The following is a 24,291-nucleotide window of genomic DNA, read 5'->3' as shown; positions in this document are numbered from 1 at the left end:
GCCAAGCACGTGCCACCTGCCGGGCGGTTTCGGTTAGCATGGGCGCGACCGTGAGCATGGCTGGCTCCGAATGAAGGTGGAAACACACCCGGGAGGTGTCGTCGATGGAATGGCTGTTGATTGTTGTTGTTCTTTCCGTGCTCGCTTACGTGGGTGTTTCGATGCTTGGCGGGGCACGCTGGTTGCTGCTGACGCGTGGCCTGCAAAAGCGCCTGGCTGCAGGGCGGCAAGCCGTCGCCCCGGCACGCTTCGACGTGCGCGAGTTGACCGGCCTGCCTGATCCCGTGCAGCGCTACTTTCGCGTCGCCTTGACGGCGGGGCAGCCGATGCTTGCGACGGTCCGAATCGAGCACGCGGGCAGCTTCAATATTGCCGAAAGCGGTGCTGACCGCTGGAAGCCGTTCACCTCGGGGCAGTTGGTGACGACGCGCCGACCGGGATTCGTCTGGGATGGGCGGGTGACGATCGTCCCGGGACTGACGGTGCATGTGCACGACGCCTACGTGGCCGGCGAAGGGACGCTCCACCCGGCGGTGTTCGGACTGACCTCGCTGGCCAGGCGGCAGGGCAAGGGAGACATTGCGCAGGACGAGTTGTTGCGCTTTCTGGGCGAGGCTGCCTGCTATCCGACGGCCCTGCTGCCGAGCCAGGGCGTACAGTGGCAGGCCGTTGACCAATCCTCGGCGAGGGCGACGCTGACAGATGGCGAGGTCACCGTCAGCCTCCTGTTTCGCTTCAGCGCAGACGGACTGATCGAGTCGGCCTGCGCTGACGCGCGTGGTCGCATGGTGAGCGGCAAGGTCGTTGCGCTGCCTTGGGAGGGGCTGTGGTCCGACTATCAGCAACACAATGGAATGTGGATACCGATGTGCTGCGAGGCGCGCTGGCTGCTGCCAGCGCCGCGGCCTTACTGGCGGGCGCGCATTGGGCTCATCGAGTACGAATTCGCATGATCCGTACGTGCTTTCCCCGGCTGAGGATTCGCACGGCGACCTTCAGGCGCCGCTTCATACACTGCCGGCGGCACGCAGGGCAGTGATCGCACTGGCCGAGTAGCCGAGTCGTTGCAGCGTCTCGTCGGTATGTTCGCCGAGTGCGGGTCCCAGCCATTCGGTGCCTCCCGGCGTCTCCGACAGTTTCGGAACGATGCCCGGAATCTTGAATGGCCTGCCGTCGGGCAGGGAGGCGGTTTCGATCATCTGCCTGGCCAGGTACTGCGGGTCGCTGACCATGTCGGCGGCCGAGTATATCCGCGACGCGGGAACTTCGGCGCCGGCCAGGACGCGCAGCACCTCGCTTTCGTCGTGCGCGGCAACCCAGTCGTCGATGGCCTTGTAGATCTCGTCACGACGGGTATCGCGGCCGGCGTTGTCGGCCAGTTGCGGGTCATTGGCCAGATCGTCGCGGCCGATGGTGTGCATCAGGCGCTTGAAGATTGCATCGCCGTTGGCGCCGATGGTCACGTGTTTGCCGTCCTGCGTCGAGTGCGTGTTCGAGGGCGTAATGCCGGGCATGATGTTGCCGCTGCGTTCGCGAACGAAACCGAAAACGTCGAACTCGGGCAGCAATGACTCCATGATCGCGAAAACCGCCTCGTAGAGAGCGACATCGACCACCTGCCCCTGGCCCCCGTTCTGCTCCTTGTGGCGCAGGGCCATCAGCGTGCCGATCACTCCCCACAGCGCGGCGATCGAGTCGCCGATCGAAATTCCCGTCTTGACCGGCGGCCGGTCGGGAAAGCCGGTGACGTAGCGCAGCCCCCCCATCGATTCGCCGATGGCCCCGAAACCGGGTTGCTGTGCCAGCGGTCCACTCTGGCCAAAGCCCGACAGACGCAGCATGACCAGGCCGGGGTTGATGGCCGACAGCGTTTCCCAGCCCAGACCGAGTTTTTCGAGGACACCAGGGCGGAAGTTCTCGACGACGATGTCGGCTTCAGCGACCAGTTGGTGAGCGATCTCGCGGCCGGCGGGGTGCTTGAGATTGACGGTCACCGATTTCTTGTTGCGCGACTGGACGTACCACCACAGCGAGGTGCCTTGGTAGAGCTTGCGCCACTTGCGCAGGGGGTCGCCGCCATCGGGCGATTCGATCTTGATCACCTCGGCACCGAACTCGGCCATGATCCGCGCCGCGAAGGGTCCGGCGATCAGGCTGCCGAGTTCGATGACTTTCAGGCCGGCGAGGGGTTTGCTCGATGTCGTCATGGCAATAAAGATCCTTTGTGCGCCTTGCGGCCGACCAAAGACAAAGCCCCCTTGCGGGGGCCTCGTCTGTGCAGCCTTGCCAGCGCCTTGCTTGTTACGCCTACATGCGCTCGATCATGGCGTCGCCGAATGCGGAGCATGAGACTTCGGTTGCGCCATCCATCAGACGCGCAAAGTCGTAGGTCACGACCTTGTCGCCAATCGCGGCTTCCATCGACTTGACGATCAGGTCGGCAGCCTCGAGCCAGCCCAGATGGCGAAGCATCATTTCGGCGGAAAGGATCAGCGAACCAGGATTGACCTTGTCCAGCCCGGCGTACTTGGGCGCCGTGCCGTGCGTTGCTTCGAAGCAGGCGTAGAGGTCGGAGATGTTGGCACCCGGGGCGATGCCGATGCCGCCGACCTGCGCCGCCAGCGCGTCGGAGATGTAGTCGCCGTTCAGGTTGGTGGTGCAGATCACGTCGTATTCGGCCGGACGCAGCAGAATCTGCTGCAGGAAGGCGTCGGCGATCGAGTCCTTGATGATGATGCCGTCCGGGAGCTTGAGCCAGGGGCCACCGTCGAGTTCGACGCCACCGAATTCGTTCTTGGCCAGGTCATATGCCCAGTCACGGAACGAGCCTTCGGTGTATTTCATGATGTTGCCCTTGTGTACGATGGTCACCGACTTGCGCTTGTTGGCGATCGCGTACTTGATGGCGGCACGTACCAGGCGCTCGGTACCCTCCCTGGAAATCGGCTTGATGCCGATGCCCGAGGTCTCCGGGAAGCGCATCTTGGTGACGCCCATCTCTTCGCGCAGGAACTTGATGACCTTCTTGGCGCCGTCGGAGCCGGACAGCCATTCGATGCCGGCGTAGATGTCTTCGGTGTTCTCGCGGAAGATCACCATGTTGGTCTTCGTCGGATCCTTGAGTGGCGAGGGGACGCCGCGGAAGTACTGGATCGGGCGTACGCACTGGTAGAGATCGAGTTCCTGGCGCAGGGCGACGTTCAGCGAACGGATGCCGCCACCGACCGGGGTGGTCATCGGTCCCTTGATCGAGACCGAGTATTCCTTGAGCGTGTCGAGGGTTTCCTTCGACAGCCAGACGTCCGAACCGTACTTCTGCGTCGACTTCTCGCCCGCATAGACTTCCATCCAGGCGATCTTCTTCTTGCCCCCGTAGGCCTTGGCAACGGCAGCGTCGACGACCTTGATCATCACCGGCGTAATGTCGACACCAATCCCGTCACCTTCGATGAACGGGATGATTGGGTTATCCGGGATAGCTTGCCCCGGAATGATTTTCTGGCCGCCTTCTGGGACTTTGATCAGACTTGCGCTCATGCCAACTCCATATAGTGTGGTTTGGTTGTATCCGTCTCACGTACCGGCACCGGCGCTGGGCAGCGCTATACGGTAGTGCGGGGCCGGCGGACCGGACTTTGCTGCGTGTTTGGGCACGAAGGATCTGACTGGAAGCAGACGCTCCTGCGGCACCGCTCGCGATTATGTCGCAAATGCAAGCGTTTTGCCAGCCCGTCGGGCGCTGGCAGGCCACCCGGCCGGGCCTGCAGGGCCTTGCCGGCGGCCAGTCGCACGCCGGCGGCGGCTGACGATGGTTTGCGACCCCGGATGCTACAATCGCCCGGTCAACACCATTCAGTTCATTCCGGCACCTCCCATGGATATTTCCACTGTAGAAAACGTGCTCGCCCAACGCATTGCCGAGGCGATGATCGACGGCTTCAATCGCCACTATCGACTGATTCGTGAATATGGCCAGAAAGCCAAGGGCCTGTTCGAGGCGGGCGACTGGAAGGGCGTCCATGTCGCCGTTCGCAGGCGTATCCGCTCCTACGACGAACGGGTCAGCGAGACCGCCGAGTCGCTCTGTGCCGACTTTGGCGCCGCGTCGCTCGACGATGCCACCTGGCAGCAGCTCAAGCTGTTCTACATTGGCCACCTGATCAACCACAAGCAGCCCGAACTTGCCGAGACCTTTTTCAACTCGGTGTGCTCGAAGATCCTGCACCGTACCTACTTCAACAACGACTACATCTTCGCTCGCCCGGCGGTGTCGACCGAATACATTCAGGCGTCGCCGCCGACCTATCGCAGCTACTACCCCGCGCAGAACGGCCTGTTCGACACCATCAGGCAGATCATCGTCGATTTCGCCTGGCAACGCCCCTTCGAGGATCTCGATCGCGACATCGGCTTCATCATGCGCAGCGCCGAGCAGCGCCTTGGTGAGTGGCCGGAGGCGGAAGCGAACGCGCAGATTCAGGTCCTGCACTCGGCGTTCTACCGCAACAAGGGCGCCTACATTTTCGGCAAGGCGATCAACGGCCATCACGAATTCGTCTTCGCTGTTCCGGTCCTGCATTCACTGGAAGGAAATCTGGTGCTCGACACGATCCTCCTCGACCGCTGGCGGATCAGTGTCCTGTTCTCGCTGTCACGCGCCTATTTCATGGTCGATATGGAAGTGCCCTCGGGCTACGTGCAATTCCTGCGGGACATGATGCCTACCAAGCCGGCTTCGGAGCTATACACCATGCTTGGTCTGGGCAAGCAGGGGAAGACGCTGTTTTTCCGCGACCTCAAGCAGCATTTCCGGCATTCCGAAGACCAGTTCATCATTGCCCCGGGCATTGCCGGTCTGGTGATGCTGGTGTTCACGCTGCCGTCATATCCCTACGTTTTCAAGCTGATCAAGGATGTCTTCGGGGCTTCCAAGGATATGGACCACGACACCGTCAAGCGCAAGTACCTGCTCGTGAAACAGGTGGACCGCGTCGGCCGCATGGCAGACACGCTCGAGTTTTCGCATGTCCTGCTCCCCAAAAAGCGCTTTTCGACCGAGTTGCTCGAAGCGCTGCGCACGCTTGCGCCGTCGCTGATCGAAGAGGACGGTGACGATCTGGTGATCAAGCACCTGTACATTGAACGTCGGCTGACCCCGCTGAACATCTATCTCGACGAGGCGACGCCGGAGGAGATCGACCACGCCGTTCATGAGTACGGCAGTGCCATCCGCGAGCTTGCCTGCGCCAACATTTTCCCGGGCGACATGCTCTGGAAGAACTTCGGCGTCACCCGCTATAACCGTGTCGTCTTCTACGACTACGACGAAATCGAGTACATGACCGATACCAACTTCCGGGTCATCCCGGAAGCACCGTACCCGGAAATGGAAATGTCCGACGAGCCCTGGTACTCGGTCGGCCGGCACGACGTGTTCCCGGAAGAGTTCGCCCGCTTCCTGCTCGGTTCGCCGAAGGTCCGCTCGGCTTTTCTCAAGTACCATCGCGACTTGCTGAACGTGGAGTTCTGGCAGACGGCGCAGGAGAAGATTCGCGCCGGTCACGTCGAGGATTTCTTCCCCTATCCGGAGGAACTGCGCTTCTGCAAGGCCTTCGCGGACTCTTGACGCGCAGCGCCTGGCGGGCGACGCCAACTTCGCTCAGCGCACGAGAATGGCGTGCAGGTCGTTGACGTTGGTCAGCGTCGGTCCACTGATCAGCAGGTCGCCGAGCGCCGAGAAGAAGCCCCAGGCGTCGTTGTCGTCGAGCGCGGCGCGGGCATCGAGACCCAGCGCCGCCGCACGCTCCAAGGTATGCGGGCCAATCATCGCGCCGGCGTTGTCCTCCGAGCCGTCGATGCCGTCGGTGTCACCGGCCAGCGCGTGGATCTGCGGCTGCCCCTGCAGGGCGATGGCCATCGCCAGCATCAGTTCGCTGTTGCGTCCGCCGCGTCCCTGGCCGCGGACGCTCACCGTCGTTTCGCCGCCCGAAAGCAGTACGCAGGGGGGCCTGGCCGGCGTGCCGTGGCGTGCGCAGCTCGTGGCGATGCCGGCCAGCGCGCGGGCCACTTCGCGCGCCTCGCCTTCAATCGCGTCGCCGAGGATCAGCGGTGTCACGCCAGCCGCTACGGCCTTTGCTGCCGCTGCCTGCAGGGCCAGGGCAGGGCTGGCGATGATGCGAAACTCGCTTCGCGCCAGGCGCGGGTCGCCCGGTTTCGGTGTTTCGAGTTCACCATTTTGCAGGCGCTGGCGCAGCTCCGCGGAAGTGCGGATGGCGTAGCGGTCGAGCACTGCCAAGGCATCGGCGCAGCTGCTCGGGTCGCCGACCGTGGGGCCCGAGGCGATGACTTCCGGGTCGTCGCCGGCGACGTCCGAAATGGCCAGCGTCAACAGCGACGCCGGCCAGGCGGCCGTGGCCAGCCGGCCGCCCTTGATCGCCGACAGGTGTTTGCGCAGGCAATTCATCTCGTGGATGCTGGCACCGCTGCGCAGCAGCGCGTTGGTGATCGCCTGTTTGTCGGCCAGGCTGATTCCCGTCGCCGGTGCCGCCAGCAGCGCCGAGCCGCCGCCGGAGATCAGCGCCAGGACGCGGTCTTCGGCACGCAAGCCGCGCAGGCGCTGCAGGATGGCGGTGGCCGCCGTCTGGCCGGCGGCGTCGGGGACCGGGTGCGCGGCTTCGACGATCTTGATGCGCTGGCACGGCACGGCGAATCCGTAGCGGGTCACCACCAGGCCGCTGAGCGGGCCGGGCCAGTGCTCCTCGACCGACCTGGCCATCGCTGCCGACGCCTTGCCCGCGCCGACGACGAGCAGGCGCCCGTGGCGATCGTCGGGCAGCTGCGCCGGCACGCAGCGCGCCGGCACGGCGGCCGCGGTCGCCGCGGCGAACGGCGATTCGAGAAAGTCGAACTCGGGGCAGGGGTTCACCGACGTCTCCTTGCGCTATGAAGCATTGATCCCGTGCTCGTTCGGACTGTGAGGCGACGCAAGCCGGCGTCCCGCTAGGCGGCCAGCCATTCCCTTGCCCACGCCAGGCCGCGGTCAGTGTCCGCCAGCAATGGCTTGTACTCGCGGCCAAGCCAGCCGCGATAGCCGAGGCGGCGCAGCAGCGCGCACAGGAAAGGGTAGTTTATTTCGCCGCTTCCCGGCTCGTGTCGGCCGGGATTGTCGGCCAGCTGGAAATGGGCAATGCGCCCGATGTTGGCTTCAATGGTCCGCGCCAGGTCGCCTTCCATGACCGGCGCGTGGTAGATGGCGTATTGAAGCCAGAGGTTTTCTTCGCCCGGCTCGGCGATCAGAGCCAGCGCTTTGGTCGGTGTATCGAGCCAGAACGCGGGGATGTCGACGCGGCTGCTGATCGGCTCGACCAGCAGGCGGATGCCGTTGCCGGCAAGGCGCCGAGCGGCGTGCCGCAGGTTGCTCATGAAAGTTGCCCGGATTGCCGCCTGCGGCGCATCGTCCGGCGGTACGCCGGCCGGGCAGTTGACCTGTGCGGGCAGCCGAGCTCGCGCGCGTAGGCGATTCCCTGCTCGACGCCGGCACGGAACTCGTCCTCGCGTCCGGGCAGGCAGGCGATGCCGCGTTCGCCAGCGTCCCAGTCGCCCGCGGGCAGGTTGTGCAGGACCTGCTGCAGCCGGTACTCGCGCAGCAGTCGCGACAGCTCCTGCGCGTCGAAAGCGTAGGGGAACATGTACTCGACGCCGCGAAAACCGGCGCGCGCCGCGCGCGCAAAGCGCTCGTCGAAAGGGCTGTCGGTGAACAGGAAGCTGAGGTTGGCGCTGAACTGCAGCGATCGGGCGGTCACGAAATCTCCTTCGGCTATAATCGCCCTTATTTTGATCAGGAAAGCCAGCATGGGCAATCGCCTCTCGAAAATCGTTACCCGTACCGGCGACGCCGGCACCACCGGCCTTGGCGACGGAAGCCGGGTGGCCAAGGACTGCCTGCGAGTCGAGACCATGGGACAGGTCGACGAGCTCAACTCGGTGCTCGGCCTGTTGCTGACCGAAGACATGCCGGACGCCATCCGGCAGGCCTTGACCCGCATCCAGCACGACCTCTTTGATCTCGGCGGCGAGCTGTGCATTCCGGGAACGAGCATGATCGGCGAGGCGCAGATCACTCGACTCGAGGCGCTGGTCGAGCAGTTCAACGACGATCTCTCGCCGCTCAAGGACTTCATCCTGCCCGGCGGCACACGGGCCGCTGCCTTTGCGCATCTGGCGCGCACCGTCTGTCGACGCGCCGAGCGTCAAATCGTCCATCTGGCGGCGACCGAGCAGGTTTCCGACTTTGCGCGCAAGTATCTGAATCGCCTCTCGGACCTGATGTTCGTCCTCGGCCGTTCGCTGAACAAGGCGGCTGGCACGAGCGACGTGCTGTGGGTGCAAGGCAAGGATCGCGGCGGCGACTGAAACCAGGCAATCACTTACTTCGAGGGGGTTCGAGATGGCGATCGGCATTACGGTCATTACTACTGCCAACCGTGCGCGGCGCTTCCTGCAGACCGGCGAGGCCGCCACCGAGCACACCATTGAGAGCCTCAGACGGAGCAGCCAGATGTTTACCGGCAAGCCTCTGATCATTGGCTCGGCAACACAGACCGAGGTCTTTGCGCGGGCGTCGATCGTCTGCGTCGAGTTCGAGGCAGCGAAAGACCTGAGCCCTTACGTGGCCAGCCCGCTCAACCTGGAGCTGACAGTGATGACCCCCGAGCAGCTCGCGGCGCCGGTCATCGGCGTGTTCGAAGGTGAGCATTTCAAGGTACGCATCGATTTCTTTTTCCGCGGCGGCCACGTCCTGCATACCCTTGCCGAAGGGGTTCGCAAGGCAGCGCTCGCCGAGCGTCTGATGAACCTGACCAGCTTCCTCGATCGTCCGGTGATGAACTACCGACTGGCCCATGGCGGCGTCGGGCTGATGAATCCGGCGACCATTACGCGCTTCCTGATCGCTCCGGGAGCCGGCGATCTGCCGCGTGATGCCTGGCTGGCGGAGTCGGCGTAAGGCGTTACTTCCTGGTCCAGTGTTACCGGCGCACAGAAGGAGCCCGACCAAGTCCAGCGCATCATTGAAGCCTTCTGACCAACTCAGGCGACGGGCTGTTGCCGCTGCCGAGAAGCAGGGGGTATCGCCCCGTGCGTTCATGGCGCACGCGATAGAGCAGGCGGCCACCTTGGCAGAGCCGCGCAGCAGCTTCGTGAGCGAAGCGCAAGCGGCACGGCAACAGATGCTGAGGACTGGCAAGGGCTACGATGCCAGCGAGGTCCACACCTACCTGAAGGCACGCATTGCCGACCGTAGCCATGCGCGGCTGAAAACCACATCTTGGCGAGACTGAGCTATTCGGAACAAGCGTTGGCCGACCTTGAACGACCAACCATCCGCTGCTTGGACGTCCGGTAGAGGTTGGCTTGCGTGAGTTGGTGATATCGCGTGGACGTAGCGCTTACCTGGCTCTCTATAGCATCGATCCAGATCAGGATGTCGAAGGTCGGGGCGTCTGCCGCGACCAAAGGAGAGCGGCAGGTATTGCGCACCAGGGTCGCCAGGTCGGCCATCAAGGTCGAGGAGCTGTGCGCCGGCGTACCGTTGTCAAGGGTGTGCTGGGAGACCTTGGCCAGGGCGGTTTCGCAGCGCGTGGCCGGCGCCACCGGGTCGCGGGTTGCCTTGGCCTCCTGATCGGTATCGGCGAACACCAGTTCGCGCCAGGCCTCGCGAATGATGTACAGGCCATCCAGCACCGCTTTCGCAGCGATACTGACCGCCTTGGGTGCGAAGGAGAAGCTCGTCTCGTCAATCACCAGTTCGCAGTGCTTGGCGAGCTTCTTCTCGACTCGCTCACGCTCCACTTCAGGTGTCGCGCGCAAGAGCCGCTTTGCTCGGTGTGGAAGGTAAGGCGTCCACCCACCCAGGCCGGGACGCGGTCGCGTTTGGCGGGAGCGTCAGCTATGCATAGCCACGGTCAGCCTTCCGGGCGCCGTTTTCGAGCAGACGTAGAGTAGCCTTTGGATCGGCGAAGCCGGCGGAATCTGCCTGGGCTAGTGTAGGGCTTCATTCTTGATGCGACTCTTGGCGACTGCTGAAAGCAGGGCGAAAACCCGGTGGTGGCTGAAATTTGCAGGGTCCATGCCGGGGCGGCCCTCGTCGCCACCCACGGCACTGACGAGCAGCGGGCTGGCGTGTTGCCGCCTTCCCGACGAGGCTCTCAGCAAGCCCGACAGCCGCGCGCAACCCCCGCGGTGGCTGGGATGTCTATGTTCCACTCTGCGTGCAACACTACACTAGGGCTGACGGGCAGTTGCGCCAAACAAGTCATCGAACTCGCCGAGCACGACGCAGGCGGTTTCGAGTTGCCGGCCACGGTGGTGGATTCACCCGTGGTCACGCGCTCGACAGACCCTGGCTGAGGCCGCTTATCTTGCGCACGACTCCTCGGCGTCGCTTTCCGCGGGGCTGATCTGGCGGGCCAGCTCTCCCCCCTCACCACGCCAGAAGTCCCGGTCCGCGGCACGTACCCGCTGAGCGGCGCCTTCCATGTGCTGCGTCGCGGCGGCGCGTGCGAGATCCGGGTCCCGGGCGGCGATGGCACTGACGATCTGCTCATGCTCGGCCCTCACCTGCCGCGCGAAATCCTCACGACGGGCTTCATTGGCTCGCGTCACCCTGACTGCCGAGCGAACGTGCTGCGCGAACATTTCGATGATCCGAACCCAATAGGGGTTTCCGGTCACTGCGGCGATGCACTGGTGCAGGCGGGCGTCTTCCTCAACGCCATCGCTGCCGGCGGCGACGGCCTCGTCTATGCGGCGCAAGGCATGCTCGATTTCCGCCAGTTGCCCAGGCGTGCGACGAACTGCGGCCAATGCCGCCACTTCCGACTCAACGCCACGGCGTACCTCGATCAGGTTCAAGAGCGCTCCGACTGATTCCTCGGTCATTCGGTCGCCGTCGACGAGGGTTTGCTGTCGATCGGTGGCCAGCACAAAAGCACCGCTACCCCTCCGTGTCTCCAAAAGGCCGTCCGCCTTGAGCCGTGCGATCGCCTCACGCATGACCGTGCGGCTGACGCCGAAATGCTTGGCCATGGCGATTTCCGACGGCAACCGGGTGCCGGGTACGAGACTGTCGCCGCGCATCTTGTCGAGAAGTTGTTCGGCCACCCGGGAGGCCAGGTTGCCGGCGACAAATCCAGGGGTTTCCTGGTTGGATGGGGGAAAAGGGAACAGGCGGGCGGTATTCAAGGCTTGATCTTCCTGCTTCAAGGCAGCGTGTTGTTGATGTAGCCAAACTATACAACAAGACAACTAACGTGGCTATGAAAAAGTAGTTGACTATTTGTTTAGGTATTTGTACATTTCTCCTAGACCACAACTCGACAACTTCTAGACATCTAGAAAGGGCAGCTCATTGAACTGTTGCCCAAAGTTGGGTCGTCACTCAACCCCTGGAGGAGATACGAATGAAACACAGCCCCTTACTTAGCTCGTTGCTCTTGGCACTTTGCTTCAGCACCGCCGGTGCAGTGCAGGCGGAAACCGTTCTTAAGCTCGGCTACACGGCCACCAATGATTCCCACTACGGCGTCGCGGCAAACGTTTTCGGAGAAGAGCTGGCGAAGCGGACCAATGGTCGTTACAAAGTCCAGCAGTTTCCCTCATCGGCCTTGGGCGGCGAGCGCGAGATGATCGAAGCGGTGCAGCTGGGAACCCAGGACATGGTGATCACTTCCACCGGTCCGGTGGGCAATTTCATCCCCGCGACGCGCATCTTCGATATTCCGTTCCTGTTCCGTGACTATGCGCACGCACGCAAGGTGCTCGATGGTCAGATCGGGCAGGAGGTGCTCAAGAAATTCCCGGCCAAGGGTTTCGTGGGCGTCGTATGGCTGGAGAACGGTTTCCGCCATATGACCAACAGTCGGCACCCGATCAACGTTCCAGCGGATGTCAAGGGTCTGAAGATTCGGACCATGGAAAACAAGGTCCATATGGAAGCCTTCAAGACCATGGGCGCGCTGCCGACGCCGATGGCGATGAACGAGCTCTTCACCGCGCTGCAGCAAGGCACAGTCGATGGTCAGGAAAACCCGGTGCCGGTGATTCTCTCGAACAAGCTGTACACCGTTCAAGACAACGTCTCCCTGACCGGGCACGTCTATTCTCCCGCGCTTCTGCTGATGTCCAGCGACGCCTGGAACAAACTGTCCGAAGCCGACAGAAAGGCCTTCCTCGAAGCCGGCAAGCTGGCGGCTGTTGCCAATCGCAAGCGGGTTAACGAGGACGAGGACAAAGGCATCGCGGTGATCAAAGGGGCCGGTGTGAAGGTGGTCGAGAAGGTCGACATCAAGCCTTTCCAGGAAGCCGTGAAGCCCGCTTATACGGTCTACGCCAAGGAGTTTGGCGCCGACGCCATCAAGAAGATTCAGGACGTCCAATAACCCACCTCTGAAAGGACGGGGTCGACGCCGCGTCGGTGGACCGACCCCGAAACGCCCATGATCAAGTTATTCCTCGCAGCCGAGCGTCGCGTCAGCTCGGCGATGATGGTGCTCGCCTGTTTGCTGATGGCCCTGGCCGCGACTCTTGGCTTCTACCAGGTGATCACCCGTTTCGTGTTCTCCGAGCCCTCCACCTGGAGTGAAGTCGGTGTGCGCATGACCCTGATCTGGATGGTGATGCTCGGCACGGTCGCCGCTTTTCGCCAGGGCGCTCTGGTCTCGGTGGATCTCATGTTCCGTCTCAGCCAAGGTAGCTGGCGGCGCATTCTGCACATCTTGATCACCACCGTCATCATCGCATTCCTCGCGGTCATCGTGTGGTTCGGTGCGGAGATCACCTGGAGGGTGCGTCACCAGGAGCTGGCAGGACTGGAAATGATCTCCATCGCCTGGGGCTATCTGGCGCTACCGGTCGGCGCCTTCTTCAGCATCGTCGCCGTCCTCGCCAACCACTTCGACCCGCGCCACATGGAGCTCGACACCGCTCTGTAGAACCGGCCACACCCAAGACAAAGGAGACCCCATGTCCGCTGCCATGTTCATCGTCATGATGCTCTGCTTCGCTTTCAGCATCCCTATTGCCGTATCCATCGGTTTCGCAAGCATCGCCGGTATCCAGTTGTTCGGCAGCGTTCCGCTGCTGGTGGTACCGAAAGAGATCTTCGGTGCCATCGACAAGTTCGCGCTGGCCGCCATTCCCTTCTTCATCCTGGCGGGAAACCTGATGGAAGTCGGTGGCATCTCCCGGCGTCTGGTCGAGTTCGCCAAAGCCATCGTTGGCGGACTGCAGGGCGGTCTGGCGATGACCTGCGTGCTGACCTGCTTGATCTTCGCCGCTGTCTCGGGCTCAAGCGTCGCGACCACTTTCGCCATCGGCGCGATCCTCATCCCGGCGATGATCAAGCATGGTTACCCGACAGGCTTCGCCACCTCACTGCAGGCCACCAGTGCCGAGCTTGGCGTCATCATCCCGCCGTCGATCCCGATGATTCTGTATGGCGTGTCGGCCGAGGTCTCCATTGGCGAGCTGTTCGTCGCCGGTTTTGGCCCCGGTCTGCTGATCGTTGCCGGGCTGATTCTCTTCGTCTGGATCTGGTCCAAGATCAAGGGATTTGGCAAAGACGACCATATCGGGCGCCTGCCGTTCGGAACGGCTTTCCGGCAGGCGGCTCTGGCGCTGATGATGCCGGTGATCATCCTCGGCGGCATCTACGGCGGGATCTTTACGCCGACCGAGGCGGCCGTGGTAGCGGTCTTCTATGCCCTCGCGGTCGGCATGCTGGTCTACCGCGAAATCCGCTTCGAGCATCTCTTTCCAATCTTCAAGAAGTCGGTGATCTCGTCGGCGGTGATCATGTTCATCATCGCCAACGCTGGCCTGTTCAGCTACCTGATCACCCGTGCCGGGGTGCCGGAGGCGATCGGCGAATTCCTCAAAGAGCACCTGACCAGCCCGTGGATGTTCCTGCTCGGCGTCAATGCGTCGCTGTTCGTAATCGGCATGTTCATCGAGACTTCTGCGTCGATCATCGTGCTGGCACCGATTCTCGTACCGGTAGCCGTCCTGTTCGGCGTCGATCCGGTCCACTTCGGCACCATCATGGTGGTGAACCTGGCGCTCGGCATGATTACACCGCCGTTCGGCGTCAATCTCTTCGCCGCCTGCGCCGTCGCCAAGACGTCGCTGGACAAGATCATCACTTCGCTGATTCCGTTCGTCCTGGTGATCATCGGCTGTCTGATGGTGATCACCTACTTCCCGCCGCTGAGCCTGTTCCTGCGCGATCTGGTCTATCGCTGAGCCTTGCGCAGTCCTCAGGAACCCGTTGTCTCGGGTGGCGGCCCAGCCGCCACCTCCGCCTCTAAAAATGTCAGGAGTATAGAAAATGAGTACTAACATACGTCGCGTAGGTGTCATTGGCCTGGGTGCCATGGGCATGGGTGTCGCCCAGTCTCTGTTGCGTGCCGGCTTCACTGTGCATGTGTTCGACCTGCGCCCCGAGGTGGTGGCGAAAGTTGTCGAACAGGGGGCCATCGGCGCGCCCTCACCAGCCGCCCTCGGAGCCACCGTCGATGCGCTCCTGATCCTGGTGGTGAACGCCCAGCAAACCGAGGAAGTGCTATTCGGCGAGCAGGGCGCAGCAGCGCAGCTGCTGCCGGGGTCGGTCGTGATTGCCAGCGCAACGGTGTCGCCCGAGTTTGCCGAAGCCCTCGGTCAGCGCCTCGAAGCGCTGCAGCTGCAATTCATCGACGCCCCGGTCTCCGGCGGCGCCGCCAAGGCCGCTGCCGGCGAGATGTCGGTGATGGCATCCGGTTCGCCGGCGGCGTTTGCCCGCTGCGAAGCCTTGTTCGAGGCGATCTGCGCCAGGCTTTATCGTCTCGGTGAACGACCGGGCCAGGGGTCCAAGGTCAAGATGATCAACCAGCTGCTGGCCGGCGTGCACATCGCTGCCGCCGCCGAGGCGATGGCCCTCGGTCTCAAGGCAGGCTGCGACGCGCGGGCACTGTATGAAGTGATCAGCAATAGTGCCGGCAACTCGTGGATGTTCGGTAACCGGGTGCCGCATATCCTGGAGGGGGATTACACGCCCCTGTCGGCGGTGAACATCTTCGTCAAGGACCTGGGCATCGTGCTCGATTATGCGAAGAAGAGCTTCTTTCCCCTGCCGTTATCGGCAACTGCGCACCAGATGTTCCTGCAAGCCTCGGCGGCCGGTCATGGCGGCGAGGATGATTCAGCAGTGGTCAAGATCTTCCCCGGCATCGTCCTTCCCGCCGCCTCGGCAAAGGGCGGATCATGAGCGCGCTTCTTGGTTGTATTGCAGACGACTTTACCGGCGGTACGGATCTGGCGGGAATGCTGGTCAAGGCCGGCATGCGTACTGTGCAGATGATCGGCATACCGCAGGGGCCCATACCCGACGATGTCGATGCGGTGGTGATTGCGCTGAAGTCGCGCACCTCGCCAGTGACCGAGGCGATCGAAGAGTCTCTGGCGGCACTGCGCTGGCTGCAGGCCACCGGCTGCCGACAGTTCTATTTCAAGTATTGCTCGACCTTCGATTCGACGCCGCAAGGCAATATCGGCCCGGTCGCCGAGGCGCTGATGGACGCCCTCGGTACCGACTTCACCATTGCCTGCCCAGCCTTCCCGGCCAATGGCCGCAGTGTCTATCAGGGCTACCTGTTCGTCGGTGACACCCTCCTGAGCGAGTCGGGAATGCGCAACCATCCGCTGACCCCGATGACCGATCCCAGCCTGGTGCGCGTGCTGCAACAGCAGGTACAGCGCGGCGTTGGTCTCGTCGCCGAATCGGCGGTGATGCAGGGTGCGCAGGCGATTGCGCGCCGCTTCGCCGAACTGCGCAAGAACGGGAAAGGCTTTGCCATCGTCGATGCCATCTCGGACGATGATCTGATGGCCATCGGCGCCGCCTGTGCGGACCTGCCGCTGGTGACCGGAGGGTCCGGGATCGCCCTGGGGCTGCCGCAGAACTTCCGCCGCCAGGGCCTGCTGGGCGACGACGCGCAAGCAAGATCGGCCGCCAGCCTGCCGCCGACCGGTGGCCTGCGGGCGGTGGTGTCTGGCAGCTGCTCTATCGCCACCCAGGCACAGGTCGAGGCAATGCGCGCACGGCATCCGGCCTTCAACGTCGACCCCTTGCGTCTCGCCGAAGGCGACGATGTCGTGGCGGCCGCTCTTGACTGGGCCAAGTCGCGCGTCACGCAGGAGCCCGTGCTGATCTACGCAACCGCCGCACCCGAGCTGGTCAGGGAAATCCAGGCCCGGATTGGCGTGGAGCGAGCCGGCAGCCTGGTCGAGGAGGCGTTGGCGTCGATAGCGCTTGGACTGGTGGAACTCGGCGTTGGGCAGCTGATCGTTGCCGGCGGCGAGACATCGGGTGCAGTGGTCAAGGCCCTGGGCATCGACGGTTTGCGCATCGGCCCGGAGATCGACCCCGGCGTGCCGTGGACGGCTGCCATCCAGAACGATCCGGCCGCGCGTACGCTGGCGCTGGCGCTCAAGTCGGGCAACTTCGGCAGTGAGGACTTCTTCCTCAAGGCCTGGGACCATCTGGCATGAGTGCCGCGATCATTGCACACGGCGAGGAAAACCGTCGGCGCGAGGAGATCGTCTCCTTTGGACGTTCCCTCTTCGAGCGCGGACTGAGCGCTGGCAGTAGCGGCAACATCAGCGTCCGTCTCGACGATGGCTGGCTGTTGACGCCAACCAATGCCTGCCTCGGGCGCCTGGACCCGGCACGGGTGGCCAAGCTGGACTGGGAAGGGCGCCTGGTCAGCGGCGATCAGCCGTCCAAGGAGGCCTTCCTGCACCGTGCCATGTACAGCGAGCGGCAAGGCGCCGGCGCCATCGTTCATCTGCACGCCAGCCACTCGGCGGCCGTCTCGTGCATGCACGGCCTCGACGATCATGACTGCCTGCCGCCGCTGACCGCCTACTACGTGATGAAGATCGGGCGCCTGCCGCTCGTCCCCTACCACCGTCCGGGAGACCCGGCACTGGCCGAGGCCATTCGCGGGCTGGCCGGCAAGCACTCGGCGGTCCTGCTTGCCAACCACGGACCGGTGGTCTCGGGCAGCACCCTCGAGGCCGCGGTCTATGCCACCGAAGAACTGGAAGAAACCGCCAAGATCTTCCTCTTGTTGCGTGCTGTACCCACCCGTCCATTGAATGAAGTCCAGATCGCCGAGCTCAAGTCGGCCTTCCGGCTCGACTTTTGAAGCGAAGGAAAAATGATGCCCAAATTTGCTGCCAACCTGACCATGATGTTCAACGAAGTCCCCTTCCCGCAGCGCTTCGCCGCCGCGGCCAAGGCAGGCTTTCGTGCCGTCGAGTTCCTCTTCCCTTACGACCACAGTCCCGCCGAGGTGGCGGGGTGGTTGCGGGAAAACAGTCTCGAAAGTGCTCTTTTCAATCTGCCGCCGGGAGACTGGGCCGGCGGCGAGCGCGGGCTGGCCGCCTTGCCCGGGCGTGAAGCGGATTTTCGCGCCAGCGTCGCCCGTGCGCTGGAATACGCGCTGGCCATGGGTACCCCCCGCGTGCACGCGATGGCCGGTCTGCTGCCGGTCGACGCCGACCAGGCTTATCGGGCCCTCTGCCGCGAAACCTATCTCGAAAACCTCGCTTATGCGGCGAGAGAACTGGCGAAGCATGAGCGGACGCTGCTGATCGAGCCGATCAACGGTCGCGACATGCCCGGTTACTTCCTCAACAGCCAGGCGGATGGGCACGCCATCCGCGAGGCGGTCGGCGAGGCCAACCTCAAGGTTCAGATGGACTTCTATCACGCGCAGATCGTCGAAGGAGATCTGGCCACCACCTTCAGAAAGCACTTCGATGGCATCGGCCACGTGCAGATCGCCAGCGTCCCCGCCCGCAACGAACCCGACGACGGCGAAGTCAATTTCCCCTACCTGTTCAGACTGCTCGACGAGCTGGGCTACGACGGCTGGGTCGGTTGCGAGTACCGGCCGCGGGGCCGGACCGAAGATGGCCTGCAATGGTTGCAGGCCTTGCTTCACTAACTGTACGAGGAAAGCACATGAAAATCGTGATTACCGGCGGTGCCGGTTTTCTTGGCCAGCGCCTGGCACGCCGACTGCTGGAGCAAGGCAGCCTGACCGATGCGGCCGGCGAGCGACGCCGGATCAGCGAGATCGTTCTGCTCGATGTCGTGGCCGCGGGTGGTTTCAGCGATTCGCGGCTCCGCGAGGTGACCGGCGACATTGCCGACCCGGATCTGATGCGGCAGGTGGTCGACGGCAATACCGCCTCGATCTTTCACCTCGCGGCGGTCGTCAGCGGTCAGGCGGAAGCCGATTTCGACCTGGGCATGCGCATCAACCTCGACGCCTCGCGCCAGCTGCTCGACGTCTGCCGGCAGCTTGGGCATCGTCCGCGGGTGGTGTTTACGAGCTCGGTTGCCGTCTATGGCGGTCGCTTGCCGGCGATGGTCGACGACGAGACCGCGCGCGAACCCCAGTCCTCCTACGGGGTTCAGAAAGCCATCGGCGAGCTGCTGCTTTGCGATTACCACCGACGGGGCTTCATCGACGGCCGCGTGTTACGTCTCCCGACAATCAGTGTGCGGCCGGGCAAGCCCAACAAGGCGGCATCGAGCTTTGCCAGCGGCATCATCCGCGAGCCGCTGAATGACGTCGAGACGGTCTGTCCCGTGTCACCCGAGAGTCGTCTGTGGCTGCTTTCACCCCGCCAGGCGATTGCTTCTCTGATTGCCGGACACGAGTTGTCCGACGAGGCGCTGGGGCAGCGTCGCTGCGTCAATCTGCCTGGCATCTCGGTCAGCGTGCAGGAGATGGTCGATGCCCTGGGCCGCGTGGCGGGCGCCAGCGCCGTCGAGCGCATACGCTGGCAAGCTGATCCGGTGGTCCAGCGCATCGTCGGTGGCTGGCCAGCCGCCTGGGACACCGGTCGGGCGGACGCGCTCGGTCTTGCCGGTGACGCCGACTTCGAAAGCATCGTCCGCGCCTATGTCGAGGACGACCTGCCGCTGGCAGCGAAGTCGTCCGGTCAACAGTCGTAGCGGGCACCCGGCGGAAGTGAAAATGAAAGTACTGGGGCAGCGTTACCTGCAATAACGTCAATCGAACTCAAGGACGTTCCGGTACGCTCTGGGAAAGTCGCTTCCGTTCGTGTCTGATCCAGAGGGACAGTGACCTCCCCCTGTCCGCGTTACATCGAACCAAACCCCGTTCGCGCTGTTGAGCATTCGTCCGAATGTCCATGGTTTTCCATGGTCGAGCGAGCGGGTAAACGCCACACCGGTGACGATAGAAGCGAAAATGTCACCTCCTGTCAGGGGGGGTGCTCCGAAAGCAGCCCTTGGCCACCCGCCCATTGAGAGCCAGCCCGGCCGCATCGGCCCCGCTTTCATGCTGGTCGGGATAACTCAAGCGAAAAGCCGTGGTCAGAGCGCCGGGGCCGCCTGCATGTCGTCGAAAGCAGCGGCAAAGTTCCGGATGCGTGGGAGCCCACGTTCTTGGCGGCGAAAGGCGTGTCATCTGGACGGCTTCGGCGCAGTATGATGGCATGCTTCCCAGAGTCGGGCCTGAGCGGCGAGAGAGGAGAACTCGGAGGGCCGCGAGGGTAAGGCCGGACACTGGCGAGGCGACGTCGAAGGAGCGCTACGGGGTGACGAACTGGTCGGAGTACGACCGGTCGCTGCTCCCCCCGCGCAAGCGGCCGTCGTCCATATCGATTGCTTCGCGCGCATTCGGTAGTACACTCCGCAGCTCGAAACACCACGGCGCCAGGCTCCGTTCTGGCGTTCTAGTGTTCGCCCCGGCCGGGTGAGGTGGCGGGCTGCTGCCAGCGCCGGCCACGGAGCCGGCTTCTAATCCGGCTGCTAGCAACCCCGGACAAGCGTCCCCGACCGCCCGCGCACTTCGCCAGCGCGGCCTGCTGGAGAAATCAGAGTCATGAGCTACACCGCAGAATCGATCGCCGTTCTCAAGGGGCTGGAGCCGGTGCGCCATCGTCCCGGGATGTACACGCGCATCGATTGCCCGCTGCACATCATCCAGGAGGCGATCGACAACGCCGCCGACGAGGCGCTGGGCGGCTTCTGCAAACGCATCACGGTGACCCTGCACGCCGACCAGTCGGTCAGCGTCGAGGACGACGGACGGGGTATTCCAGTCGAGATTCACCCGCTCGAACAGGTGCCGACGGTGGAAGTGGTGTTCACCCGGCTGCACGCCGGTGGCAAGTTCAACAAGGACGAGCGCGAGTCGGCGTATCGCTTCTCGGGGGGCTTGCACGGCGTTGGCGTATCGGTGACCAACGCGCTGTCGACGCGGCTCGAAGTCGAGGTGGTCCGCGACGGCGGGCGGCATCGCATGGCTTTTGCCGGCGGTAACGTGCTCGAGCCGCTGCAACGGCTCGGCGATGCGCCGAAGAGAGCCAGCGGCACGCGCGTGCGCGCCTGGCCGGATGCGAGCTTCTTCGACTCGCCGTTGATTCCTCTGCCACAGCTCGAACGTCTGTTGCGCAGCAAGGCGTTGCTGCTGCCGGGTCTGCAGGTCGTGCTCAATGTCGAGGGTGGCGCGACCAGCGAATGGTGTTTTGCCGATGGCATGCTGCAGTACCTGAGCGAGCAGATCGACGGCGAAATGGTCGCTCCGGTGTTCAGCGGCGAGAAGTACGCGCCCAGGGGCGACGAGAATTTTCCGGTCGGTTCGGGTGCCGCCTGGGCCATCTGCTGGACGGCCGACGGCAGCCTGGCGCGAGAATCCTACGTCAACCTGATTCCAACGCCGTCCGGCGGCACGCACGAGGCCGGTCTGCGCCAGGCGACGCTGGACGCGGTGAAGAGTTTCGCCGATCACCACGCGCTGCTCCCCAAGGGCGTCAAGCTGGCCGCCGAAGACGTTTTTTTCGCGCGCCAGCTTCGTCCTCGCGGTGCGCATGCTCGATCCGTCGTTCCAGGGCCAGACAAAGGAGCGCCTGAACTCGCGCGACGCGGTGGCACTGGTCGCGCGCATGCTGCGCGACCCGCTGGAGCTGTGGCTGAACGAACATCCGGACGCGGCCAAGAAGATCACCGACCTCGCCATCCGTGCCGCGCAGGCGCGTACGCGCGCCGGCCAGAAAGTCGAGAAGCGCAAGCAGTCGGGGGTGGCGATCCTGCCCGGCAAACTCTCCGATTGCCAGAGCGAGGATACACGCCGCAACGAGATCTTCCTCGTCGAAGGCGACTCGGCCGGCGGTTCGGCGAAATCGGGGCGCGACAAGGAACTGCAGGCGATCCTGCCGCTACGCGGCAAGGTATTGAATACCTGGGAGGTCGACGCCGGCAGCCTGTTCGCCAATCGCGAGGTGCACGACATCGCCGTCGCGCTGGGAATCGATCCGCATCCGGCGAGCGCGCCCGACACGGTGCTGAACAACCTGCGCTACGGCAAGGTGGTGATCATGACCGACGCCGACGTCGATGGCTCGCACATCCGCGTCCTGCTGTGCACCCTTTTCTATCGCCATTTCCCGAAACTGATCGCCAGCGGCCATCTGTACTTTGCGCAACCACCGCTGTTTCGCCTCGACGTTCCCGGTCAGGGCAAGAATCGCCCGCCGCGCAAGCTGTACGCGCTCGACGGCGACGAGCGCCTGGCGACGCTCGACCGTCTGCGCCTCGAGGGGATCAAGCCCGAAGCAATCGCCATTTCGCGTTTCAAGGGACTCGGCGAGATGAATCCCGAACAGCTCTGGGAAACGACCATGTCGCCCGATACGCGGCGCCTGATGCGCATCCGCATGCCGGGTAGCGAGGAGGCGAAGCCGGTGATGCAGATGCTGATGGGCAAGAGCGAGTCCGCGGGTCGGCGGGCGTGGATGGAAGACAACGGCGCGCTGATCGGCGCCGACATTTGAGGATGAGCGCAACGTGAGCAAGGACGACTCGACGCCAGACCTGTTTGCCGAAACGCTGCCGGCGGAGGCGCCGCCCGTGCCGCCGGGCGACGGTGGATTGCCGCTCGTCGCCGGCGACGGGGACGACGACAGCATCCTGCTGCACGACTCGGCGGCGCGCGACTACCTCGAGTACGCGATCGCCGTCGTCAAGGGGCGCGCGCTGCCTGACGTCAAGGACGGCTTGAAGCCGGTGCAGCGCCGGGTGCTCTTCGCGATGCGCGAACTCGGGCTGTCGGCGACGGCCAAGCCGGTCAAGTCGGCGCGCGTCGTCGGCGACGTGATCGGCAAGTACCATCCGCACGGCGATACCTCGGCGTACGACGCGATGGTGCGCGTCGCGCAGCCGTTCATGCTGCGCTATCCGCTGGTCGACGGGCAGGGCAACTTCGGTTCGCGTGATGGCGACAACGCCGCGGCGATGCGCTACACCGAAGCGCGCCTGACACCGATCGCCGAACTGCTGCTCGGCGAACTCGGCGAAGGCACGGTCGACTTCCTGCCCAACTACGACGGATCCTTCGAAGAACCGGCGTTCCTGCCGGCGCGCCTGCCTTTCCTGCTACTCAACGGCGCTTCGGGAATCGCCGTCGGCATGGCCACCGAAATTCCGGCGCATAACCTGCGCGAGGTCGCTGCGGCGGCGATGCACAAGATCGAGCATCCCGCCGCCGGCGTCGAAGAACTTCTGGAACTGGTGCCGGGACCCGATTATCCGGGCGGCGGCCAGATCATTTCTCCGTCCGCCGACATCGCCGCCGCCTATCGCACTGGTCGCGGCAGCCTGCGCGTGCGGGCGCGCTACGAGTTCGAAGAGATGGCACGTGGCGCCTGGCAACTGGTGTTCACCGAGTTGCCGCCGGGTGTTTCATCGGCCAAGGTGCTGTCCGAAATCGGCGCCCTGCTCAACCCGCAGCCGCGACCGGGAAAGAAGGCGATCGAGCAGTCGGCGGCGCAGCTGAAGACGCTGATGGCCTCGCAGCTCGACCGCGCTCGCGACGAGTCGGGCAAGGACGACGATGTCCGGCTGGTCTTCGAACCGAGCAGCTCGCGCATCGATCGCCACGAATTCGTCGCCCTGCTGCTCGCCCATACCAGCCTCGAAACCTCGGCGCCGATCAACCTGGTGGCGGTCGGCATCGACGGCCGGCCGTGCCAGAAGTCGCTGGCCGACCTGGTCGGCGAGTGGTGTAGCTTCCGCTTGCGGACAGTGTACCGGCGCACCGAGTACCGCCTGCACAGGGCCGACGAGCGCATCCACATTCTTGAAGGTCGGCACATCGTCTTCCTGAACATCGACGAAGTGATCCGCATCATCCGCGAATCCGACGACCCGAAAGCGGCGCTGATCGCGCGCTTCATTCTCTCCGATCGACAGGCCGAGGACATCCTCGAAATCCGCCTGCGCCAACTGGCACGGCTCGAGGGAATCCGTATCGAGCAGGAACTCGCCAAGCTGCGCGGCGAACGCGAGGGCCTGCTCAAGCTGCTCGGCAGCGACGCACTGCTGCGCCGGCAGGCGATCCGCGAAATCAAGGCCGACGCCGAGAAACATGGCGACGCGCGGCGGACGGTCATCGAGACTGCGGTGACCGCTTCGCGCGCGGAAGCGGCCGCCGTCGCCGACGAGCCGGTGACGGTGGTCATTTCCGAGAAGGGTTGGGCCCGCGTTCGCCAGGGGCATGGCCTGGACCTCTCGGGAGTCGTTTTCAAGGACGGCGACCGCGCCGGTTCGGCGCAGGAATGCCGTTCGGTCGACTCGCTGGTGATCGTCTCGACCGAGGGGCGGGCGTTCACCGTCGCCGTGGCCAGCCTGCCCGATGGCCGCGGCATGGGCGCGCCCCTGTCGTCGTTCGTCGAACTCGGCAGCGGCAGGATCGCGCACGTCATCACCGGCCGCGCTGACGATCAACTGCTGGTCGCCAAGACCTCGGGCTACGGCTTCATCTGCAAGTATGGCGATCTGCTTTCGCGGCAGAGGGCGGGCAAGGCTTTCCTCACCGTCGAAGACGGTGCGAGCATCCTGCCGCTGCTCCGGATCGGCAGCCAGGATCATCTGGCGGCACTCGCGGACGACGGTCGCCTGTTGATTTTCCCGCTCGCACAGATGAAGCGCCTGGCCGGCGGCAAGGGGGTGCAGATCATCGCCCTGCAGGGCCGTGAAACCCTGCGCACGGTGGTGCTCACGCAGGGCGTGCGGGTGACCATCCGGGGGACGGCGCGCAGCCGCACCAAGACTCTCGTTTCCGAGGATCGCCACCTTGGGCAGCGCGCCCGCCGCGGCTCACCGGTCGGGCAGATGAGCAACGTGACGCTGGAAGCGTATCCGGAGTGACGATGAGC

At 64.0% G+C, this 24,291-nt stretch carries 19 protein-coding genes and 2 pseudogenes; 15 read left to right on the top strand and 6 right to left on the bottom strand.

All coding sequences use genetic code 11. The features are described from left to right. The first annotated feature begins 104 nt into the window (after positions 1-104). Positions 105-953, top strand: coding sequence for a DUF6544 family protein (locus QZ613_RS12125; RefSeq protein WP_043569023.1), 849 nt, complete (start codon positions 105-107; stop codon positions 951-953). A 54-nt stretch (positions 954-1,007) separates the two neighbouring features. On the opposite strand, the gene QZ613_RS12120 is transcribed toward QZ613_RS12125, so the two are convergent. Both QZ613_RS12120 and icd read right to left on the bottom strand, forming a co-directional pair. After that, a complete protein-coding gene (locus QZ613_RS12120) occupies positions 1,008-2,207 on the bottom strand; it encodes a CaiB/BaiF CoA-transferase family protein (protein WP_291982662.1) in 1,200 nt (399 codons plus the stop codon). 100 nt (positions 2,208-2,307) lie between these two features. Further along, complete coding sequence (icd, locus tag QZ613_RS12115; protein ID WP_043569019.1) at positions 2,308-3,537, bottom strand: NADP-dependent isocitrate dehydrogenase; 1,230 nt, start codon at positions 3,535-3,537, stop codon at positions 2,308-2,310. 337 nt (positions 3,538-3,874) lie between these two features. Between icd and aceK the strand changes: the two genes are divergently transcribed. Continuing rightward, positions 3,875-5,626, top strand: coding sequence for a bifunctional isocitrate dehydrogenase kinase/phosphatase (aceK, locus tag QZ613_RS12110; RefSeq protein ID WP_291982660.1), 1,752 nt, complete (start codon positions 3,875-3,877; stop codon positions 5,624-5,626). Positions 5,627-5,659: 33 nt separating this feature from the next. Here the strand turns inward: aceK and QZ613_RS12105 are convergent, their stop codons facing one another. After that, entirely contained in the window at positions 5,660-6,925 is a 1,266-nt protein-coding gene (locus QZ613_RS12105; protein WP_291982658.1) for a glycerate kinase, read from the bottom strand. A gap of 74 nt (positions 6,926-6,999) precedes the next feature. After that, positions 7,000-7,802, bottom strand: a pseudogene (locus QZ613_RS12100) (hydroxypyruvate isomerase family protein). Positions 7,803-7,851: 49 nt separating this feature from the next. On the opposite strand from QZ613_RS12100, the gene QZ613_RS12095 reads away from it, so the two are divergent. The 3 genes from QZ613_RS12095 to QZ613_RS12085 all read left to right on the top strand — a co-directional run bounded on the left by QZ613_RS12095 (position 7,852) and on the right by QZ613_RS12085 (position 9,338). Next, positions 7,852-8,412: a cob(I)yrinic acid a,c-diamide adenosyltransferase gene (locus tag QZ613_RS12095; protein ID WP_291863587.1), complete on the top strand. Its 561-nt coding sequence runs from the start codon at positions 7,852-7,854 to the stop codon at positions 8,410-8,412. A 34-nt stretch (positions 8,413-8,446) separates the two neighbouring features. Beyond that, positions 8,447-9,004 (top strand): hypothetical protein, encoded by a 558-nt coding sequence (locus QZ613_RS12090; protein WP_291863585.1) that lies wholly within the window; start codon positions 8,447-8,449, stop codon positions 9,002-9,004. 139 nt (positions 9,005-9,143) lie between these two features. Beyond that, positions 9,144-9,338: a hypothetical protein gene (locus QZ613_RS12085; RefSeq protein WP_291982657.1), complete on the top strand. Its 195-nt coding sequence runs from the start codon at positions 9,144-9,146 to the stop codon at positions 9,336-9,338. 1 nt (position 9,339) lies between these two features. On the opposite strand, the gene QZ613_RS12080 is transcribed toward QZ613_RS12085, so the two are convergent. Together QZ613_RS12080 and QZ613_RS12075 are read right to left on the bottom strand one after the other, a co-directional pair. Beyond that, complete coding sequence (locus QZ613_RS12080) at positions 9,340-9,867, bottom strand: hypothetical protein (RefSeq protein WP_291863583.1); 528 nt, start codon at positions 9,865-9,867, stop codon at positions 9,340-9,342. A 546-nt stretch (positions 9,868-10,413) separates the two neighbouring features. Next, entirely contained in the window at positions 10,414-11,241 is an 828-nt protein-coding gene (locus QZ613_RS12075) for a FadR/GntR family transcriptional regulator (RefSeq protein ID WP_291863582.1), read from the bottom strand. A 218-nt stretch (positions 11,242-11,459) separates the two neighbouring features. Between QZ613_RS12075 and QZ613_RS12070 the strand changes: the two genes are divergently transcribed. From QZ613_RS12070 to parC, 10 genes and pseudogenes are all read left to right on the top strand, one after another. Continuing rightward, positions 11,460-12,437, top strand: a complete 978-nt coding sequence (locus tag QZ613_RS12070) for a TRAP transporter substrate-binding protein (RefSeq protein WP_291863580.1) — start codon at positions 11,460-11,462, stop codon at positions 12,435-12,437. A 57-nt stretch (positions 12,438-12,494) separates the two neighbouring features. Beyond that, complete coding sequence (locus QZ613_RS12065; RefSeq protein ID WP_043565750.1) at positions 12,495-12,989, top strand: TRAP transporter small permease subunit; 495 nt, start codon at positions 12,495-12,497, stop codon at positions 12,987-12,989. A gap of 31 nt (positions 12,990-13,020) precedes the next feature. Continuing rightward, a complete protein-coding gene (locus QZ613_RS12060) occupies positions 13,021-14,298 on the top strand; it encodes a TRAP transporter large permease (RefSeq protein WP_043565748.1) in 1,278 nt (425 codons plus the stop codon). Positions 14,299-14,383: 85 nt separating this feature from the next. Further along, positions 14,384-15,298, top strand: a complete 915-nt coding sequence (ltnD, locus tag QZ613_RS12055; protein WP_043565746.1) for an L-threonate dehydrogenase — start codon at positions 14,384-14,386, stop codon at positions 15,296-15,298. Further along, positions 15,295-16,581, top strand: a complete 1,287-nt coding sequence (otnK, locus tag QZ613_RS12050; RefSeq protein WP_291863577.1) for a 3-oxo-tetronate kinase — start codon at positions 15,295-15,297, stop codon at positions 16,579-16,581. Before ltnD ends, otnK begins: the two co-directional genes overlap by 4 nt. Continuing rightward, positions 16,578-17,240 carry a 3-oxo-tetronate 4-phosphate decarboxylase gene (otnC, locus tag QZ613_RS12045; protein WP_043565742.1) on the top strand — a complete coding sequence of 221 codons (663 nt, stop codon included), beginning with the start codon at positions 16,578-16,580 and terminating at the stop codon, positions 17,238-17,240. Before otnK ends, otnC begins: the two co-directional genes overlap by 4 nt. Before the next feature lie 15 nt (positions 17,241-17,255). Next, positions 17,256-18,044 carry a 2-oxo-tetronate isomerase gene (gene otnI / locus QZ613_RS12040; RefSeq protein WP_043565789.1) on the top strand — a complete coding sequence of 263 codons (789 nt, stop codon included), beginning with the start codon at positions 17,256-17,258 and terminating at the stop codon, positions 18,042-18,044. A gap of 17 nt (positions 18,045-18,061) precedes the next feature. Then, positions 18,062-19,063, top strand: a complete 1,002-nt coding sequence (gene denD / locus QZ613_RS12035) for a D-erythronate dehydrogenase (RefSeq protein ID WP_291982655.1) — start codon at positions 18,062-18,064, stop codon at positions 19,061-19,063. Between the two features lie 895 nt (positions 19,064-19,958). Beyond that, a pseudogene (locus tag QZ613_RS12025) lies at positions 19,959-21,909 on the top strand (DNA topoisomerase IV subunit B). Between the two features lie 133 nt (positions 21,910-22,042). Further along, positions 22,043-24,283 carry a DNA topoisomerase IV subunit A gene (gene parC, locus QZ613_RS12020; protein WP_291982703.1) on the top strand — a complete coding sequence of 747 codons (2,241 nt, stop codon included), beginning with the start codon at positions 22,043-22,045 and terminating at the stop codon, positions 24,281-24,283. Positions 24,284-24,291 lie beyond the last annotated feature (8 nt).

Source organism: Candidatus Accumulibacter sp. ACC005 (genome assembly GCF_907163215.1).
Taxonomy (GTDB): Bacteria; Pseudomonadota; Gammaproteobacteria; order Burkholderiales; family Rhodocyclaceae; genus Accumulibacter; species Accumulibacter regalis.
This window is presented reverse-complemented; position numbering and strand designations above follow the sequence as displayed.

Excerpts from the sequence above, each read along its gene's own strand:
- QZ613_RS12065 (WP_043565750.1), top strand. The coding sequence starts at position 12,495 with ATGATCAAGTTATTCCTCGCAGCCGAGCGTCGCGTCAGCTCGGCGATG.
- otnK (WP_291863577.1), top strand. The coding sequence starts at position 15,295 with ATGAGCGCGCTTCTTGGTTGTATTGCAGACGACTTTACCGGCGGTACG.
- ltnD (WP_043565746.1), top strand. The coding sequence starts at position 14,384 with ATGAGTACTAACATACGTCGCGTAGGTGTCATTGGCCTGGGTGCCATG.
- QZ613_RS12070 (WP_291863580.1), top strand. The coding sequence starts at position 11,460 with ATGAAACACAGCCCCTTACTTAGCTCGTTGCTCTTGGCACTTTGCTTC.
- otnI (WP_043565789.1), top strand. The coding sequence starts at position 17,256 with ATGCCCAAATTTGCTGCCAACCTGACCATGATGTTCAACGAAGTCCCC.
- icd (WP_043569019.1), bottom strand. The coding sequence starts at position 3,537 with ATGAGCGCAAGTCTGATCAAAGTCCCAGAAGGCGGCCAGAAAATCATT.
- QZ613_RS12060 (WP_043565748.1), top strand. The coding sequence starts at position 13,021 with ATGTCCGCTGCCATGTTCATCGTCATGATGCTCTGCTTCGCTTTCAGC.
- otnC (WP_043565742.1), top strand. The coding sequence starts at position 16,578 with ATGAGTGCCGCGATCATTGCACACGGCGAGGAAAACCGTCGGCGCGAG.
- aceK (WP_291982660.1), top strand. The coding sequence starts at position 3,875 with ATGGATATTTCCACTGTAGAAAACGTGCTCGCCCAACGCATTGCCGAG.
- QZ613_RS12095 (WP_291863587.1), top strand. The coding sequence starts at position 7,852 with ATGGGCAATCGCCTCTCGAAAATCGTTACCCGTACCGGCGACGCCGGC.
- denD (WP_291982655.1), top strand. The coding sequence starts at position 18,062 with ATGAAAATCGTGATTACCGGCGGTGCCGGTTTTCTTGGCCAGCGCCTG.
- QZ613_RS12090 (WP_291863585.1), top strand. The coding sequence starts at position 8,447 with ATGGCGATCGGCATTACGGTCATTACTACTGCCAACCGTGCGCGGCGC.
- QZ613_RS12085 (WP_291982657.1), top strand. The coding sequence starts at position 9,144 with ATGGCGCACGCGATAGAGCAGGCGGCCACCTTGGCAGAGCCGCGCAGC.
- QZ613_RS12120 (WP_291982662.1), bottom strand. The coding sequence starts at position 2,207 with ATGACGACATCGAGCAAACCCCTCGCCGGCCTGAAAGTCATCGAACTC.
- QZ613_RS12125 (WP_043569023.1), top strand. The coding sequence starts at position 105 with ATGGAATGGCTGTTGATTGTTGTTGTTCTTTCCGTGCTCGCTTACGTG.